Origin of the sequence: Rubellimicrobium rubrum, assembly GCF_006152115.1 — a bacterium.
Lineage (GTDB): Bacteria > Pseudomonadota > Alphaproteobacteria > Rhodobacterales > Rhodobacteraceae > Rubellimicrobium > Rubellimicrobium rubrum.
The window spans coordinates 1-14,277 of the sequence record NZ_VDFU01000011.1; the positions used below are offsets into that span (position 1 = coordinate 1).

General features: G+C 66.5%; 16 protein-coding genes and 1 riboswitch. Of the genes, 2 read left to right on the forward strand and 14 right to left on the reverse strand.

Going from position 1 to position 14,277, the window contains the following annotated elements:
- The 11 genes from FHG66_RS11025 to FHG66_RS22610 all read right to left on the reverse strand — a co-directional run.
- On the reverse strand, positions 1 to 696 hold a 696-nt coding region (locus FHG66_RS11025; RefSeq protein WP_139076815.1), incomplete at its 3' end, for an MCP four helix bundle domain-containing protein.
- Between the two features lie 311 nt (positions 697 to 1,007).
- Entirely contained in the window at positions 1,008 to 1,748 is a 741-nt protein-coding gene (locus FHG66_RS11030; protein ID WP_246082562.1) for an ABC transporter permease, read from the reverse strand.
- On the reverse strand, positions 1,745 to 2,488 hold the full coding sequence (locus FHG66_RS11035) for an ABC transporter ATP-binding protein (RefSeq protein ID WP_176556210.1): 744 nt from the start codon (positions 2,486 to 2,488) through the stop codon (positions 1,745 to 1,747). The genes FHG66_RS11030 and FHG66_RS11035 overlap by 4 nt, the downstream gene beginning before the upstream one ends.
- A gap of 44 nt (positions 2,489 to 2,532) precedes the next feature.
- Positions 2,533 to 3,468, reverse strand: a complete 936-nt coding sequence (locus FHG66_RS11040; protein ID WP_139076816.1) for an ABC transporter substrate-binding protein — start codon at positions 3,466 to 3,468, stop codon at positions 2,533 to 2,535.
- A gap of 1 nt (position 3,469) precedes the next feature.
- The gene (locus tag FHG66_RS11045; RefSeq protein ID WP_139076817.1) at positions 3,470 to 4,444 is read right to left on the reverse strand and encodes a HesA/MoeB/ThiF family protein; all 975 of its coding nucleotides are present in this window, start codon (positions 4,442 to 4,444) and stop codon (positions 3,470 to 3,472) included.
- The gene (locus tag FHG66_RS11050) at positions 4,441 to 5,037 is read right to left on the reverse strand and encodes a thiamine phosphate synthase (RefSeq protein WP_139076818.1); all 597 of its coding nucleotides are present in this window, start codon (positions 5,035 to 5,037) and stop codon (positions 4,441 to 4,443) included. The genes FHG66_RS11045 and FHG66_RS11050 overlap by 4 nt, the downstream gene beginning before the upstream one ends.
- Positions 5,034 to 5,807, reverse strand: coding sequence for a thiazole synthase (locus FHG66_RS11055; RefSeq protein WP_139076819.1), 774 nt, complete (start codon positions 5,805 to 5,807; stop codon positions 5,034 to 5,036). The genes FHG66_RS11050 and FHG66_RS11055 overlap by 4 nt, the downstream gene beginning before the upstream one ends.
- A gap of 3 nt (positions 5,808 to 5,810) precedes the next feature.
- The gene (gene thiS / locus FHG66_RS11060) at positions 5,811 to 6,008 is read right to left on the reverse strand and encodes a sulfur carrier protein ThiS (protein ID WP_139076820.1); all 198 of its coding nucleotides are present in this window, start codon (positions 6,006 to 6,008) and stop codon (positions 5,811 to 5,813) included.
- Positions 5,992 to 6,975 (reverse strand): FAD-dependent oxidoreductase, encoded by a 984-nt coding sequence (locus FHG66_RS11065; RefSeq protein ID WP_139076821.1) that lies wholly within the window; start codon positions 6,973 to 6,975, stop codon positions 5,992 to 5,994. The genes thiS and FHG66_RS11065 overlap by 17 nt, the downstream gene beginning before the upstream one ends.
- Positions 6,972 to 7,772, reverse strand: a complete 801-nt coding sequence (thiD, locus tag FHG66_RS11070; protein WP_139076822.1) for a bifunctional hydroxymethylpyrimidine kinase/phosphomethylpyrimidine kinase — start codon at positions 7,770 to 7,772, stop codon at positions 6,972 to 6,974. Before thiD ends, FHG66_RS11065 begins: the two co-directional genes overlap by 4 nt.
- 59 nt (positions 7,773 to 7,831) lie before the next feature.
- Positions 7,832 to 7,931: riboswitch (TPP riboswitch) on the reverse strand.
- A 278-nt stretch (positions 7,932 to 8,209) separates the two neighbouring features.
- Positions 8,210 to 8,476, reverse strand: a complete 267-nt coding sequence (locus FHG66_RS22610; protein ID WP_139076823.1) for a transaldolase family protein — start codon at positions 8,474 to 8,476, stop codon at positions 8,210 to 8,212.
- Between FHG66_RS22610 and FHG66_RS11080 the strand changes: the two genes are divergently transcribed.
- Positions 8,368 to 8,640: a transposase gene (locus FHG66_RS11080; protein ID WP_139076824.1), complete on the forward strand. Its 273-nt coding sequence runs from the start codon at positions 8,368 to 8,370 to the stop codon at positions 8,638 to 8,640. The genes FHG66_RS22610 and FHG66_RS11080 overlap by 109 nt on opposite strands.
- Before the next feature lie 798 nt (positions 8,641 to 9,438).
- On the opposite strand, the gene FHG66_RS11085 is transcribed toward FHG66_RS11080, so the two are convergent.
- Both FHG66_RS11085 and FHG66_RS11090 read right to left on the reverse strand, forming a co-directional pair.
- On the reverse strand, positions 9,439 to 9,822 hold the full coding sequence (locus FHG66_RS11085; protein WP_139076825.1) for a response regulator: 384 nt from the start codon (positions 9,820 to 9,822) through the stop codon (positions 9,439 to 9,441).
- Positions 9,823 to 9,832: 10 nt separating this feature from the next.
- On the reverse strand, positions 9,833 to 12,637 hold the full coding sequence (locus FHG66_RS11090; RefSeq protein WP_139076826.1) for an ATP-binding protein: 2,805 nt from the start codon (positions 12,635 to 12,637) through the stop codon (positions 9,833 to 9,835).
- Positions 12,638 to 12,895: 258 nt separating this feature from the next.
- On the opposite strand from FHG66_RS11090, the gene FHG66_RS21560 reads away from it, so the two are divergent.
- Positions 12,896 to 13,063 (forward strand): hypothetical protein, encoded by a 168-nt coding sequence (locus FHG66_RS21560; RefSeq protein WP_176556211.1) that lies wholly within the window; start codon positions 12,896 to 12,898, stop codon positions 13,061 to 13,063.
- Positions 13,064 to 13,303: 240 nt separating this feature from the next.
- Here FHG66_RS21560 and FHG66_RS11095 read toward each other — a convergent pair whose 3' ends face one another.
- A complete protein-coding gene (locus tag FHG66_RS11095; RefSeq protein ID WP_139076827.1) occupies positions 13,304 to 14,170 on the reverse strand; it encodes an SDR family oxidoreductase in 867 nt (288 codons plus the stop codon).
- Positions 14,171 to 14,277: the final 107 nt, after the last annotated feature.

Below are 14,277 nucleotides of genomic sequence, written 5' to 3' on the forward strand. Positions count from 1 at the left end.
CGTTTGCGTCAGATCACCCGCCTCAACCCGGCTGGCCAGACCGATGGCTTGGTTCAGGCCACGGGAGATGGTCAGGATGATCCAGGTGGCGCCGGCGATACCCACCACCGCCCCTATCACCATCGCCGTCACCAGCAGAGTGCGGGACCAGACATAAAGGGCGCTGGTGTCCTGGCTCGCGACGGTCATGTCGTGTCGGCTCTGCTCCAGCACTTGGCTCAGCGTGTCCTTCATCTCCGCCCAGACCTGGCTGCCATCCTCCATGACCAGCCGACGCGCATCCTCTTCCTGATAGCCGTCCACAAGGGTCATGGCTTCATTGTTGATCTGTCGAATGGAGCCGAGAAGCTGGTCGTACCTGTCGAGGAGTTCGAGACTGGCTGCCGGTGCGATCTGCTTGAGGGCGACTTCGACGTCGTCGTGCATCTTGCGCATCTCGTTGATCTGGGCCCGGATGTCGATCCGTTCCTTGAGCCCGTCCGAGATCATGTATTCCCGCACCTCGGTCTGAATTTCTGAAACCTGAAGCGTAAGCGCCTGGGCGAGGTGCACCATCTCGGCCTCGTTGGCGACGACGTCGTTGAGCCGCTGGTTGAGCAACGACAGATCGGAGATGCCGAGGAGCGTGCTTCCCGTCGACAGCCCCATCATGATCGTGAATACGCCAGCCAACTTGAGCTTGAGAGTAAGACGCATCAGGTACTCCTAGTTGGCTCGGGCTCATGCAGCGATCCGAGGCGCATACACTGTAGGGATCCGCACGGACTGGCCTGTCCGTGAGGAGTTGGGAACTGCGGTCAGGAAGAGCGGGTGCTTCGCCCTGCCCGGAACCAGCTCTGCTCAGGGCGAGGGTTACAGGACGGGTGCTAAAAGAGCGTTGACGCTGTCGAGCTTGCCGGCAGCCGGCTTAACTGCCGGGAGCGTCTGGCAGCTTCGTTCGGACACCTAGGCAGAGTCCGTGGATCACAAATCCCGAACCGAGTCCGGCCGCCGGGCGCTGCACATTCTTACGCGCTCGTCCTGCCGAGGAGCCATTCACAAGATGCATCAACCACCCAATGCAGGATCCACGTGATGAGAACGAGCACGATCAGGGCGGCGAACATTAGGTCGATCTTGGCCCGCCCATTGGCGAGCAGCATGAGGTAACCCAGACCCTGGGAGGCGCCCACCCATTCGCCGATGACCGCGCCGATGGGTGCGTAAACCGCTGCGAGTCTCAGGCCCGAGGCGAGACCTGGCAGCGCCGCCGGGACGCGGAGGTGCCAAAGGATTGCGGCGGGCCGCGCGCCCATGACCCGGGCCAGCCCGACCCAGTCGGCCGGTGTCCGGACCAGGGCGTCGAAGAAGGCCGAGGTCACGGGGAAATAGATGATCAGGAGCGCCATGAGGACTTTAGGCCAGAAGCCATAACCAAGCCACAGGGTCAGGAGGGGGGCCAAAGCGAAGACGGGGATCGCCTGGCTCAGCACCAGTATGGGACGCAGGGCCGACCGGGCCAGGGGCGAGGCGGCGAGCAGGACGGCCGAGAGCCCACCCAAGATCGCGCCGAGCACGAGGCCGGTCAGGATCTCGGCCAGCGTGACGGCCGCATGGCCCGCAATCACGAGCGCATTCGACCAGAAAGCCTGAGCGACCCGCATCGGGCTGGGCAGGATGAAAGGGGGCAGGTCGCCAAGCATGACCAGGGTTTGCCAAGCCAGCAATCCCACGACTGCCGCGGCCAAACCATTGAGCACTCGCCTCACCTTGCCTCCAGCAACTGGCGCAGGAGGTGTCCCTGAAAGCCGAGTGTGTCCTGCGCATCGTAGGCGCGCGGCGGACGGGTCGCGGGCGGCTCCACGCGCGACAGGCCGGAGCGCGTCAGGAGGAGAACCTCATGCCCCAGGCGCGCAGCCTCGGCCGGATCGTGGGTGACATGAAGGACAGTGCGCCCCACCAGCAGTTCGGCGGCGAGGTCCTGCATGCGGGCGCGCGTACCGGCGTCCAAGGCCGAGAACGGCTCGTCCAGGAGCACCACGGGCCGGTCCTCCATCAGCGTGCGGGCCAGGGCCACGCGTTGGCGCTGACCGCCGGACAGGGTCGCCGGCCATGACTTTGCATGGTCGGCCAGCCCCACCCGGTCCAGCACCTGCCGCGCGTGCTCTAGGTCCGCCCGCTCTCCTCGCAGGCGGGCGCCCAGAGTCACGTTGCCCAAGACATCCAGCCACGGCAGGAGGAGATCGCTCTGGGCCATGAGGGCAACCCGCCCGGCCAAGGGTGCGTCGTCCCCGGCCCGCAACTCACCTTCGACGCTGAGGTGATCGTCCAAGCCGGCCAGGAGGGCCAAAAGCGTCGACTTGCCCACACCGGACGGACCGAGCAAGCAGGTCCAGCGCCCGCCTCCGACCTCCAGCGCGAGCGGTCCGATGATGGTTGCCGGCCCGACTCGCACCCGTCCCGAGAAATGAACGGAGGGCGCCGTTGGCCGCGCAAAGCACGAACTCACCCCATCCTCTTGCGGTTGCGCGAATGCCCTTCGGCCCGGCAGGTTCACTGAGCCTCCAGATCGACGGCCAAGCTTGCGGTCAGCTGCTCCTCGTCGATCAGGCCCGCAGTGCGGAGGAACTCGGCGAACTTGGCGTATCGATCCTCGTCCAGCTTGTTCGGACGGGCGGCGAACATCGGGACCGTGTCTGCCCAGGCGCGCCGATTCAGCTCGTCGTCGAGCTCGGCCGAACTGCCCGAGAAGACGGCCCAGCTCTCCTCGGGACGATCCTGAATGAACTGCGTGGCTCTCGCGGTCGCGCCCAGAAAACGGCGGATCACGTCGGGATCCATTCGTTCGGGGTTGGCCACGTAGATCAGCTCGTCATAGGCGGGCACGCCCTCGTCCTCCGGGTTGAAGCAGCGGCCCGCGACACCTTCGATCTCCATCTGGTTCAGCTCGAAGTTGCGGAATGCGCCGATGACGGCGTCCACCTGCCCCGACATCACGGCAGGCGAGAGGGACCACCCGACGTTGACCAACTCGATGTCATCGAGGGTCAAGCCACCGTTTTCGAGCATCTGCGCCAGCAAGGCTTCCTGCACGCCGGGAACGGAGAAGCCCACCCGCCGGCCCTGGAGGTCCGCAATGTCCTGAACGGGGCCATCCCGGAGCGTGAGGAGGCAGGTCAGGGGCGCGTCGATCAGCGTGCCCACCCGAACCAGCGGCATTCCCTCGGCCACCTGAAGATGAAGCTGCGGCTGATACGACACGGCCAGATCGGCCCGTCCGGCCGCGACCATCTTGGGTGGGTCGGCGGGGTCGGAAGGGGCGATCACCTCGACCTCCAGCCCTGCCTCGGCGAAGTAGCCCTTTTCCTGCGCGATCACGATGGGACCGTGGTCGGGGTTCACGAACCAATCCAGCATCACCGTCAGCCGGTCCTGCGCGAAGGCAGGCGTAGCCGCCGTGAGCGCCGCCGCAAGCAGAATGCGTTTCATGTCAGCCCTCCGGGTCGCCCAGCGCGACCAATGCGATCTCTCCGTCCCAAACCTCCGCCAACCGCTGCGCCGCCTGCCAGGCACGCAAACCGGAACGGCAGCAGAGAACGGCCCGCTGGCCCGGCTCGGGCCTGCAACCATGTGAGTCGAAGGCGGCCACTGGCCGCCGAAGCGCACCCGGGCGGACCAAGGGTCCCTCATCCTCGCCGCGCAGGTCGACGACGAAATCGGCAGAGCCGATAGCCTCGGGTGCGATAAAGGCGGGGCTTCGCCCAGGCTCGGGTGCGCCGTCGAAGCGGAAGCCGCCGAAACGGAAGCCGCGCGCGTCGAAGGTGACGAGCTGGCCCAGGGGCGACGGGTGCAGCCCGGCCAGCACAGCGAAGGCCATCTGCGCCTGGACGGCGCCGATCACCCCGACCACCGGACCCAGCACGCCCTCCTCGGCGCAGGTGCCTGCACGCGGCGGCAGGTCGGGGAACACGGCACGGAGACTTGGGGCACCCCCGCAAAAAGCGCCAACATATCCTTCGAGACCGATGACGGAGGCGCATACGAGGGGCAGGCCAACCCTCTGGCAAGCGTCGGACAGCGTATAGCTCGCGGCAAAGCTGTCGGCGCAATCGAGCACGAGGTCCATCCCGGCGCAGAGCGCGGCGGCGTTGCCTGGGTCGAGGCGGCGCTGGATGGGCTCGACCCCACAGTCGATGTTGAGCGCGACGATCTGTCTGGCAGCGGCCTGGACCTTGGGGTGCCCCACGTCGGCCTCGGTGAAAAGCGTCTGGCGGTGGAGGTTGGACAGGTCCACCCGGTCGGGATCGACCAGCCGGAGACAGCCAACTCCGGCTCCGGCCAGATAGGACAGCACCGGGGCGGCCAGCCCCCCGACCCCGACGACGAGGACATGGGCGGCCCGAAGCCGGTCCTGTCCCTCGGCCCCCAGCACGGGCACGGCGATCTGACGGGCGTAGCGGGTCATCGGGTCGCCTCGATCCAGGCGCGGACGCGCGCCTCGGGGTCCGCGTGGAGCGTGATGTCCGTCACGGCCGAGACGATGTCGGCCCCCGCGGCGAAGGCCCCGGCCGCGCGCTCCACGCTCATCCCGCCGATGGCGACCAGGGGGATGCTGCCGACGAGGCGCTTCCATTTGGTCACGCGCTCCAAGCCCTGCTGATCCCACCTCATCTGCTTGAGGATGGTCGGGTAGACCGGTCCCAGTGCTACGTAATCAGGGACCAGCGAAAGTGCGCGGTCGAGCTCCGCATGATCGTGCGTGCTGACCCCCAGCCGCATCCCGGCCCGCCGGATCGCGGGCAGGTCGGCGGTGTCGAGGTCCTCCTGCCCCAGATGCACCCAGTCGCAGCCCACCTCGATGGCAAGCTGCCAATGATCGTTCACGACCAGCACCGCACCGTGGCTCCGGCACAGGGCCAGCGCTTGTTCGACGGCCTGACGTAATTCAGCGTCGGGCCCGTCCTTGATGCGGAGCTGCACGAGACGCACGCCGAGGGGCAGCATGCGTGTCAGCCAGTTCACGTCGTCGAAGATTGGGTAGAATCTGTCGAGCGTCATGCCAGGAACGCCCGGCCGACCACGGGCGTCGAAGGCGCAGCCATGTCGCGCGGCTCCATCGGATCGGCCTCATAGGCCAGCCGCCCCGCTTCGACCGCCTTGGCAAACCCCTCGGCCATCGCGGCCGGATCACCGGCCTTGGCCACGGCGGTGTTCAGGAGCACGGCGTCAAAGCCCATCTCTGTGGCCTCCGCCGCTTGGCTGGGCCGCCCGAGCCCTGCGTCGATCACCAGTGGCACATCCGGGAACTGCGCCCGCAGCGTCCTTAGGCCGTACCGGTTGACGAGCCCCAGCCCCGTGCCGATCGGCGCCCCCCACGGCATCAGGACCCGACAGCCAACGGATAGCAGCCGGTCGGCGAGCACCACGTCCTCGGTCGTGTAGGGGAAGACTTGGAAGCCGTCCTCGCAAAGGATGCGCGCGGCCTCGACGAGACCGAAGGGATCGGGCTGGAGCGTGTCGGCGTGGCCGATCACCTCGAGCTTGATCCAGGGCGTGTCGAACAGCTCGCGCGCCATGTGCGCCGTTGTCACTGCCTCGCGGACGGAATGGCATCCCGCGGTGTTGGGGAGCACGCGGGCGCCCAGGTCGCGCACCAGGTCCCAGAAGGCGGTTCCTGCCCGCTCGCCCCCGGCCTCGCGGCGAACCGAGACGGTGGCGACGCCAGCCCCCGAGCGCCAGAAGGCCTCGGCGAGGACCTTGGGCGATGGATACTGGGCCGTGCCGAGCATCAGGCGGGAGGTCACCTCGACGTCGTAGAACACCGGCATCGCTCAGCCCCCCTGCCGAGGCGTCACGACTTCAAGGCGGTCGCCCGGCTGCAGGACTGCGCCCGAACGGGCCGTTACCGGCACGAACCGCTCGTTGACGGCGGTCGCGACCTTTCCGTCGCCATAGCCAAGCTCGCGCAGGATCGCGGGCAAGTCCGTAGCCACCACATCGGTGGCGGTCCCATTAACCGTGATCTTCATTCATCAGCTCCGGTCGGACATTGTTGCAGAGGAGGTCGGCCGCCATCCGCGCCAGCGCAGGCGCCATCAGAAAGCCGTGGCGGAAAAGCCCGTTGACATGGATCACCTCGCCTTGCTGCCTGAGGCGGGGGAGGTTGTCGGGAAAGGCGGGCCGCGCGTCGACGCCGATCTCCAGGATCTCGGCTTCACCGAAGGCCGGATGCAGCGCATAGGCCGCGCTGAGGAGTTCGAGCGCCGAGCGGACCGTAGGCCGAACCCGCTCACCGCTTTCGATCTGCGTGGCCCCGAGCATGTAGACGCCATCACCGCGCGGCACGACGTAGAAGGGCCAGCGCGGGTGCAGGAGCCTGACGGGCCGCCCAAGCCGGAGGTCGGGCGCGTGCAGGACCAGCATCTCGCCCTTCACGCCTCGCAGGTCGGGCAGCGCATCGCGAGCGGCGAGACCTCGGCAGTCGAAGACAGGTCCGTGGGCATCCGTCTTCCCGGTACGGAACTGTACGCCCAGAGCGGGCAGCCGGTCGCGCAGGTGACCCAGGGCGCGGCGCGGATCGAGATGCGCCTCCTCCGAAAAGAAGAGCGCGCGATCGAACCGGTCGTCGAGGTCGGGCTCGAGTTCCGCGAGGCCGGCGCGGTCGAGCGTGCAGTGTCCATGGGTACGGCGGGCGAAGCGATCGAGTTCCTGCCGGTCCCGCCCGAGCGTCACGACCAGCGTTCCCGCCCGGGTGACCGGGACCCCCTGCCCCTCCCACCAGCCAGCCGCCGCCTGACCCAGGCGCACCACCGGCTCCTCCGCGGTCTCGCCCTCACAGAAGGGAGCCAGCATCCCGCCCGCCCACCAGGAGCAGGCGTGCGGGCCGGGCCGCTTCTCCCGGTCGACGAGCGTTACGGCAACTCCACGCGAGGCGAGTTCCGTGGCCGTGCAGAGGCCCGCCACACCGCCTCCGACGACCGTGGCGCGAAGGGTCATGCCCAGACCTCGTGGAAGTGGTGAACCGGGCCGTGGCCCGAGCCGATGCCGAGCCGGTCCGCCGCGCGGATCGCGCCATGAAGCCAGCCATGGGCCCGGTGGACCGCCGCTGGGAGATCGGCCCCCTTGGCCAGCTCCGCTGCAATGGCAGAGGACAGAGAACAGCCTGTCCCATGCGTGTGGCGCGTCAGGATTCGCGGCGCCGTGAACTCGATGATGTCATCTGCGGTCACAAGGCGGTCCACGCAGAGGGAACCCTCCGCATGCCCGCTCTTCATCAGCACCGCCCTTGCCCCGAGAGCGAGGAGTGCCCGTCCTTGGGCCAGGACCTCGGCTTTGGTCGTGGCGGGGTTCCGGCCCAGCATCCGCGCCGCCTCGGGCAGGTTGGGCGTGAGAAGGTCGGCGCGTGGGAGCAGGTCCTGAACGAGCACCGCGACCGCACCCGGGGCGAGCAGGGCGTCACCGGACTTCGCCACCATCACCGGGTCGAGGACGATCGGCCCCTCAAAGGCTCTCAGCCCGTCGTGGACGGCCTCGATGACCACCGGCGAGGCGAGCATCCCGATCTTCACCGCGCCGATGCCGATGTCGCCCAGCACGGCGGCGATCTGGGCCCCGATCATGCCGGGCGAGACCTCTTCGACGCCGCTCACGCCAACCGTGTTCTGCGCCGTTACGGCGGTGATGACGCTCGCGCCGTAGACGCCGAGCGCCGAGAAGGTCTTGAGGTCGGCCTGGATGCCCGCGCCCCCTCCGCTGTCGGAGCCGGCGATCGTCAGTGCGGCGGCTGCGCCCATCGTTTTCCTCCTTCCACGGCGAACGGAAGGAGGACGGGACTGCGGGCGTGGTCGGCCCTGCCGCATCATACTCCGTTCCCTACGCCGGCATTGCCCGGATCAGGTTCGATGGGTTGGCGAGCAGCCTCTCAGCCCGGATGGGCACCCCAACGGATTCGGAGAAAAAGTAGCTGGCCCTCATGCAGAGTGCAAGAAGCCGAGACGAGGATGCTGAACCGACCCTTCGGCACACCGGAATCTCGATCTGGAAAAGCGGACAGCTTGGGAGCCACCCGCCTCCTGACGATACATCGTCGCCTTCCCGACCTGACGTCACACGCCGATTGGCGCTCCTGCGATGACACCGTGCAAGTGCACATACGTTGACGCCAGAGGGAGACCTTTGCGTCTGTACTCTTGAATCGACATCAAGAGTTGGCCGACCCCGCCGTGCCCCCTCAGGCCCCGAGCCGTTCTTCGATGATCTTTCCCAGCTTCAGCGCGTCGGCGTGGAAGTTGCGGATGCCCTCGGCCAGCTTCTCGGTCGCCATGGCGTCCTCGTTTATCTCCCAGCGGAAGGCTTGCTCCGAGATGGGCTCGGCCCTGAGCCTGTCCGATCCGGACCAGTTGTATCCGGGATCGGCGCCGCAAGCTGACCCGCTCGCGCTTCGGAGATGTGCGCCGAAAGGTTCAGGACCGTGAGGTGACACTCGAGTTCCACACATCCTTGCGCCTGCGCCGCCGCATCGAGCGCCTGTTCGCCTGTATCAAGCACAACAACGGGCTGCACAGGCTGCGCCTTCGCGGCCTGCAGGGTGCGGGCGAGCAGTTCCTGCTCGCAGCCACCGCGCGCAACCACAAGAAGATGGCAAAGATCTTGGCTGCGTGACCCTCAACCGGAGCGACCTGAGACCGAAAAGGGTGCGGCTGCGGCCGAGACCTCTGCCGGGCTGATCGGGCGGGCGGGCCCATGCCTCTCGGCCAGCGCATCCAGCACCTGCTGAAACCGCCAGTCAGCCCCGCACTCGTCAGGAGGGACGGGGTTAGGCGAGCTGGAGGTTGGATCGTACCTGCGCATCCAAGGACGCGCGGCACAGGTTGGAGCCGTAAGGGACAAACGCGTGAGGGAGCATGACAGTGCCTTTTCGAACTGTTGCCCCTTTAACATCTGTCACGCGGCTGACGTTCTGGCTCGCTTCCCTGATCCTCGGTTGCTGTCGAGCCTGAGCGTAACATGTGGCCCCCCAGCCGTGCATAAGCCCCCGTGAGCGGGACTTGGCTTCAAGCACGATCGCGCTTCCCCCGACTGCATCAAAGGACTCATGAATACGTTCCCGTAGGCCTCCCTGGACAGCGCTCGGTTCGAGACCCCCATTCAAAGCCATATCCTCCCGATACGGAGCACCCGGCGTTTCGCACTGTGCTGTCGTCCGTCGGGCAAAAGGCGGAACGAACGGCCCGCGTGGCCCGTGGACTCACCAAGGCCGAGACAAAGGCACGGCCAGGCCACCACCGCCCGCCTCAAGGCTGCTCGGCTCGGGAAAGACGCCGATGCTCCTGTGAACGCCGAACAGGATCTTGCTTGGTGGAAGGGCGGCCCAAGTTGTCTGCCTGGGTGAAGCGCTCGACAGCCGCCGGAGCTCGATAAGGCTTCAATCGTCTGCCGAGCGTTCCTGCCTGGTCCGCTCTAGGGCCGGCACAGATGAAGGGCAGCTGCATGTGCCAGGCTGGCAGAGGTGAAGGGCTTGCTGAGCCGTGGGGCCTTGCTCAGGATCGGGTCCGCCAGCGTGCTCTCGATATACCCTGTGATGACGACATAGGGGATTCCCAGATCAGCAAGGCGCTCGGCCACTGGAGAGCTCATCTGCCCGGCCAGGTTGCCGTCGAGTGTGACAGCATCGGGCCGTTCGCGGTTGACCCGCTCAAGCGCGTCCTCGACGGAGGACGCATGGCCCAGAACCGAGCATCCAAGATCTTCGAGCATGTCCTCGATCGTCATGGCGATCAGCATCTCGTCCTCGACGACGAGCACGCGCAGGCCCACAAGGCATTCGGGATCGGCTACAGGCATTGTGGGTTCCTCAAGCCGCCGCACGGGACTGCAAAACCAGGGGGAAGTCGAGCGTCCAAACGAGCTTGCCTTCCGTCGCGCTCTTTGTCGCGGAACCGTTCAGCTCGCCCTGGGCTGAGCGGCTGATCAGGCGCGTGCCAAAGCCCTCCCGCGCAACGTTGGGCACCGCCAGCAAGCCGCTTTCATGCCATTCAAAGCATAGATGGGCTTCCTTGCTCTGAACCTTGGAGCGCCAGTGGATCCGAAGACGACCTTCGGGAGCCGCCAAGGCGCCGTGCTTCGCGGCATTGGTGGTGAGCTCATGGAGGATGAGCGCGAGTGCCACCGCTTGCTTCGGGTCGAGCACCACTTCGGGGCCGCCTTCGACCAGCACAGCGCTTCCTGCATAAGGAGCGAGCTCGGCCCTCACAACATCACGAAGGGACACGCCCGTCCATTTGGATCGGAGCAGCAGATCATGGGCCTGCGAGAGAGCCTGAAGGCGGCCCTGAAAGGACGCTGAGAAATCCTCAAGCGAGGCACTGCGCCTGAGGGTCTGGAAGGTGATCGATTGAACCACTGCAAGAGCGTTCTTGACCCGGTGGCTCAACTCGGCGGTGAGGAGCCGCTGATGCTCCTGCGCTTGCTTCAGGTCATGGATGTCAGTGCAGGTGCCCATCCAGCGGGTGATCGTGCCAGCCTGATCCTGGACAGGAAGAGCCCGGCCCAGAGTCCAGCGGTATTCGCCTGAATGGTGGCGAATGCGATATTCGATCTCGTAGGGCTCGCCTGTCGCCAAGCTGTGCCGCCAAAGCTCCCAGGCCTTGGGCTGGTCTTCGGGGTGGAAGATGGCGTTCCAACCCTCGCCATCGGTCGAACCCTGGGCCACTCCCGTGAACTCATACCATCGAAGATTGTAATAGTCGTGATAGCCATCAGGCCGCGTAGACCACACGATCTGAGGCATCGTTTCGGTGATCGTGCGGAACTTCGCTTCCGACTCGCGCAGAGCCTGTGCAGCGTACTCCAACTGCTGGTTGCGTCGGGTGACCTCATGCGCCAGTGCCTCGATGTTGCCACTGCGGGTATCGAGCTCGGCGCGGAGCACATCGCGGGCTCGCTTCATCGACACGAGATTCGAAGCCCGAATGCGAAGCTCCGCCCCCGAGAACGGCTTGACCACATAGTCTTGGGCCCCGCCCGCCAGCAGCCTCACCCGCAGCGCATCGTCGGCCTTGGCCGAGAGGACCAGGATCGGCACGTCGCGGACCTCATCCCGCTGGCGCAAGGCGGCCACGAGCTCATCCCCGCTCATACGGGGCATCATGACATCGGTGATGATCAGGTCTGGGCAGAGGGCCACGGCCTTCTCGAGCCCTTCAGCCCCATCCTGGGCTGATGCGATCTCGAAGTCTTGCGCGAGGGTCTCAGTGATGTGTCGACGCAGTTCGCTGTTATCCTCCACCACCAGCACCCGCGGCCGGCCGGTTGTCGGGATGTCGTCCGGCATGGCTGGACCTGGGTCATCGGCATCCAAGGCGAACTCGTCCAGCGTTCCGCCGATCACACCGGCCCGGGCCTCAGCTTCGGCTGCTCCGGCCCGCACTGTGATGCCTTCTGGTGCTCTCAGAGGTATCTCGACCATGAACAGGGCGCCGCCGTCCGGGGCCTCAGTGACCGAGATCGTGCCGCCGTGCAGCTCCACGAAGTCCTTGGCAATGGAAAGCCCCAGCCCCGTACCGCCAAACTGGCGCGTCGCTCCGGTGTCCGCTTGCCGGAACCGCTGGAAGATCGCCCCCCTCATCTCAGGCGGAACACCAGGACCACTGTCCTGCACCGTGATCAGCCCTCGGCTCTCGGGCGTCACCTGGACCGCGCAGCGGATCCGTCCTCCATCGGGCACGAACTTGAAGGCGTTCGATAGGAGGTTGAGTACGACGCGCTCGACCTTGTCGGCGTCGATCTCGGCCGGGATCGAGTCTGGCGCCTCCACGACAAAGCGGATGTGGCGTTGAGGCGCCAAAGCCTCAAAGTGACCTGCCATTGCCCGCAGAAGCTGGGCCAAGTCGCCTCGACCATAGCTGACCTCCATCTTGCCGGCGTCCAGTTTCGAGAGGTCGAGCAGGTCGTTGACGTGCTTGAGAAGCATCGACGCGTTACGGCGGACCACCTCGATGTCCCGCCGCTGCGCCGCTGTCAAATTGTCCCCCTCCATCAGCATCTTCTCGGTGGGTCCCAGGATCAGCGCTAGCGGCGTGCGCAGTTCGTGGCTGACATTGGCGAAGAACTGGCTCTTGATCTCATCGAGTTCGCGCACGCGGTCGAGAAGTTGCTGAAGCTCCTGGTTCTTGCGCGCGATCTCGGCCTCGCCTTGCTTCTTCTCGGTGATGTTGCGCCCTTCGGCGAGCAGGAACACGACTCTGCCCTCGCGGTCCCTGACCGGGATCAGCGAATAGTCGATGATGATCGTCTCCTCGCCCGACGCTCGGCCGTAGATCTCCACATCGTAGCGGACGAACTCGCCCGCAGCCGCGCGGCGGCACGCCTCCTGCTGCTCGGCCATGGTGTCCTTTGACACCGTCCACCAGCGGGCCTCCCAGAAGGGCTTGCCCCGGATGTCCTCAAGGCGAATGCCTGCTCCCTCGAGAGCAGCCCGGTTCACCTCGAGCAGACGGGCGTTCGCGTCGAGCAACCCCACAAACTGGTACATCTCGTCCATGACGATACGGGCGAGCTTCTCGCGCAGCCGGTGGAAGTTGTCCTCTTCCAAGAGTTCAACCTCGCGGACGCGGATGGCCGAGGAAGGGTCGAACAGTTGGCGAATGACTTCGGGCAAAGCGTATCTCACTTGTCTGGGATCAGCCGCTCGGAGCAACCTAGAATTGAAGACAATCAGTGAGCAAGATCGGACGGGATCTGGACCTTGCCCGACCCAAGCTCATCCCCCCGTTATCAAATGGCCGGCGGCTCGGCCAGAACCGATGGATCTTGGCGTCACCGGAATCCCCCACCAGACCCACGGGACGAACTCGAGGTCAGATCGGCCATCTGCCATAAGGTCAGGGCCCACGGTCAAGTTGTCGTCAACGATGACGTGGACGCAAGCGACGACGACCGCGACCACGAGAGCCTGGGCAGTCTCACGCCCTCCGACGTCTGGCTCGGCCGGGGTCGGGCCATCCCGGCCGAGCGGGAGCGCATCAGGAAACAGACCCTGACCCACTGGCACTGGCACTGGCTGCGCCACGCCCGAGCCGGCTGACCCCAACCCCGGATGGACCAGACCCTCCGATCCTAAGCCGCGCCATCAATCTGACATCACCTGTCGACGGACAAACTGGAAATGGCCGCTACCCGTCAAACCCTGCGGAGCAACAGAAGTCAGATCGGCTGGCGTAGTTTCGGCTATAGGCCCCGCCCATTCGGCCGGCGAGCGCCGAACCGTCTGGTCTGGCGCCGACACCGCAACTGACGCGGCGGCCGTGACCGCGAGCCGTCCCATTCAGACCATGAGCCGCTCGCGCATGACCTCACGCATCGGTCTGGGTTCGCGGCCGATGAGAGCCGTCAGAGCCGGGTCCACCGTGGCGAACTCCCCCGCACGGGCCGCGTGGAAATAGCCCATGATCATCTCGGCGGCGCGGGGCGGCAGGCCACGCGCGACCAGGCGCGCGGGCATGTCCTCGTCGGGGATGACCGTTCGCGCGACAGGGCGGCCCAGAAGGTCCGAGGCGATCCCGGCAAGCGCCGCGAAGTCGAGCGCCTCGGATCCGGTCAGAGGCGGCGTGGGTCCGTCGAAGCGGCCTTCCTCTGCCAGGATCGCGGCATCGGCCGCGGCCAGGTCGTCGTGGGCAGTCCAGGACACCGGGCCGTCGGCCGGGGCCTCGACGATGCCGCGCCCGAGCCCCTCCTGGATCATCATGAGCCCGCTCGTGCCATAGAAGCCGTGCCGCAGCGCCGTCCAACGCAGGCCAGACTCCGCCAGCATCGCCTCGGTGGCGGCGTGGTCGCGCGCCGGGGGGAACTGGGACCCGGGGCCCGCCGCCATGTGGCTGGTGTAAACGACCCGGCCCACGCCCGCCTCGCGTGCGGCCTCGATGGCGCGGCGGTGCTGCGCGAGCGTGTCGCCGCCCGTGGCGCGGGCGTTCGAGGAGACGAGGAGGACCTGCGACGCGCCCGCGAACGCGCCTTTCAGGCTGTCCGGGTCCTCGTAGTCGCCGTGGCGCACCTCCACCCCCAGGGCGGCCAGCTCCTGCGCCTTGCCGGGGTCGCGGGCGCTCGCCACGACACGGCCCGCCCCTACACGGGCGGCAAGCGCCTCGACGATGCGACGGCCAAGCTGGCCGGTGGCTCCGGTAACGACGATCATGGGCGGGCTCCGATCATGTGATATCAGCGATAACTGCAGGCACCTTACAACCGTTATCGATGATATCAATAGTGTGCTGGCGTTGGTAACCGTTGCTGCTACGATCG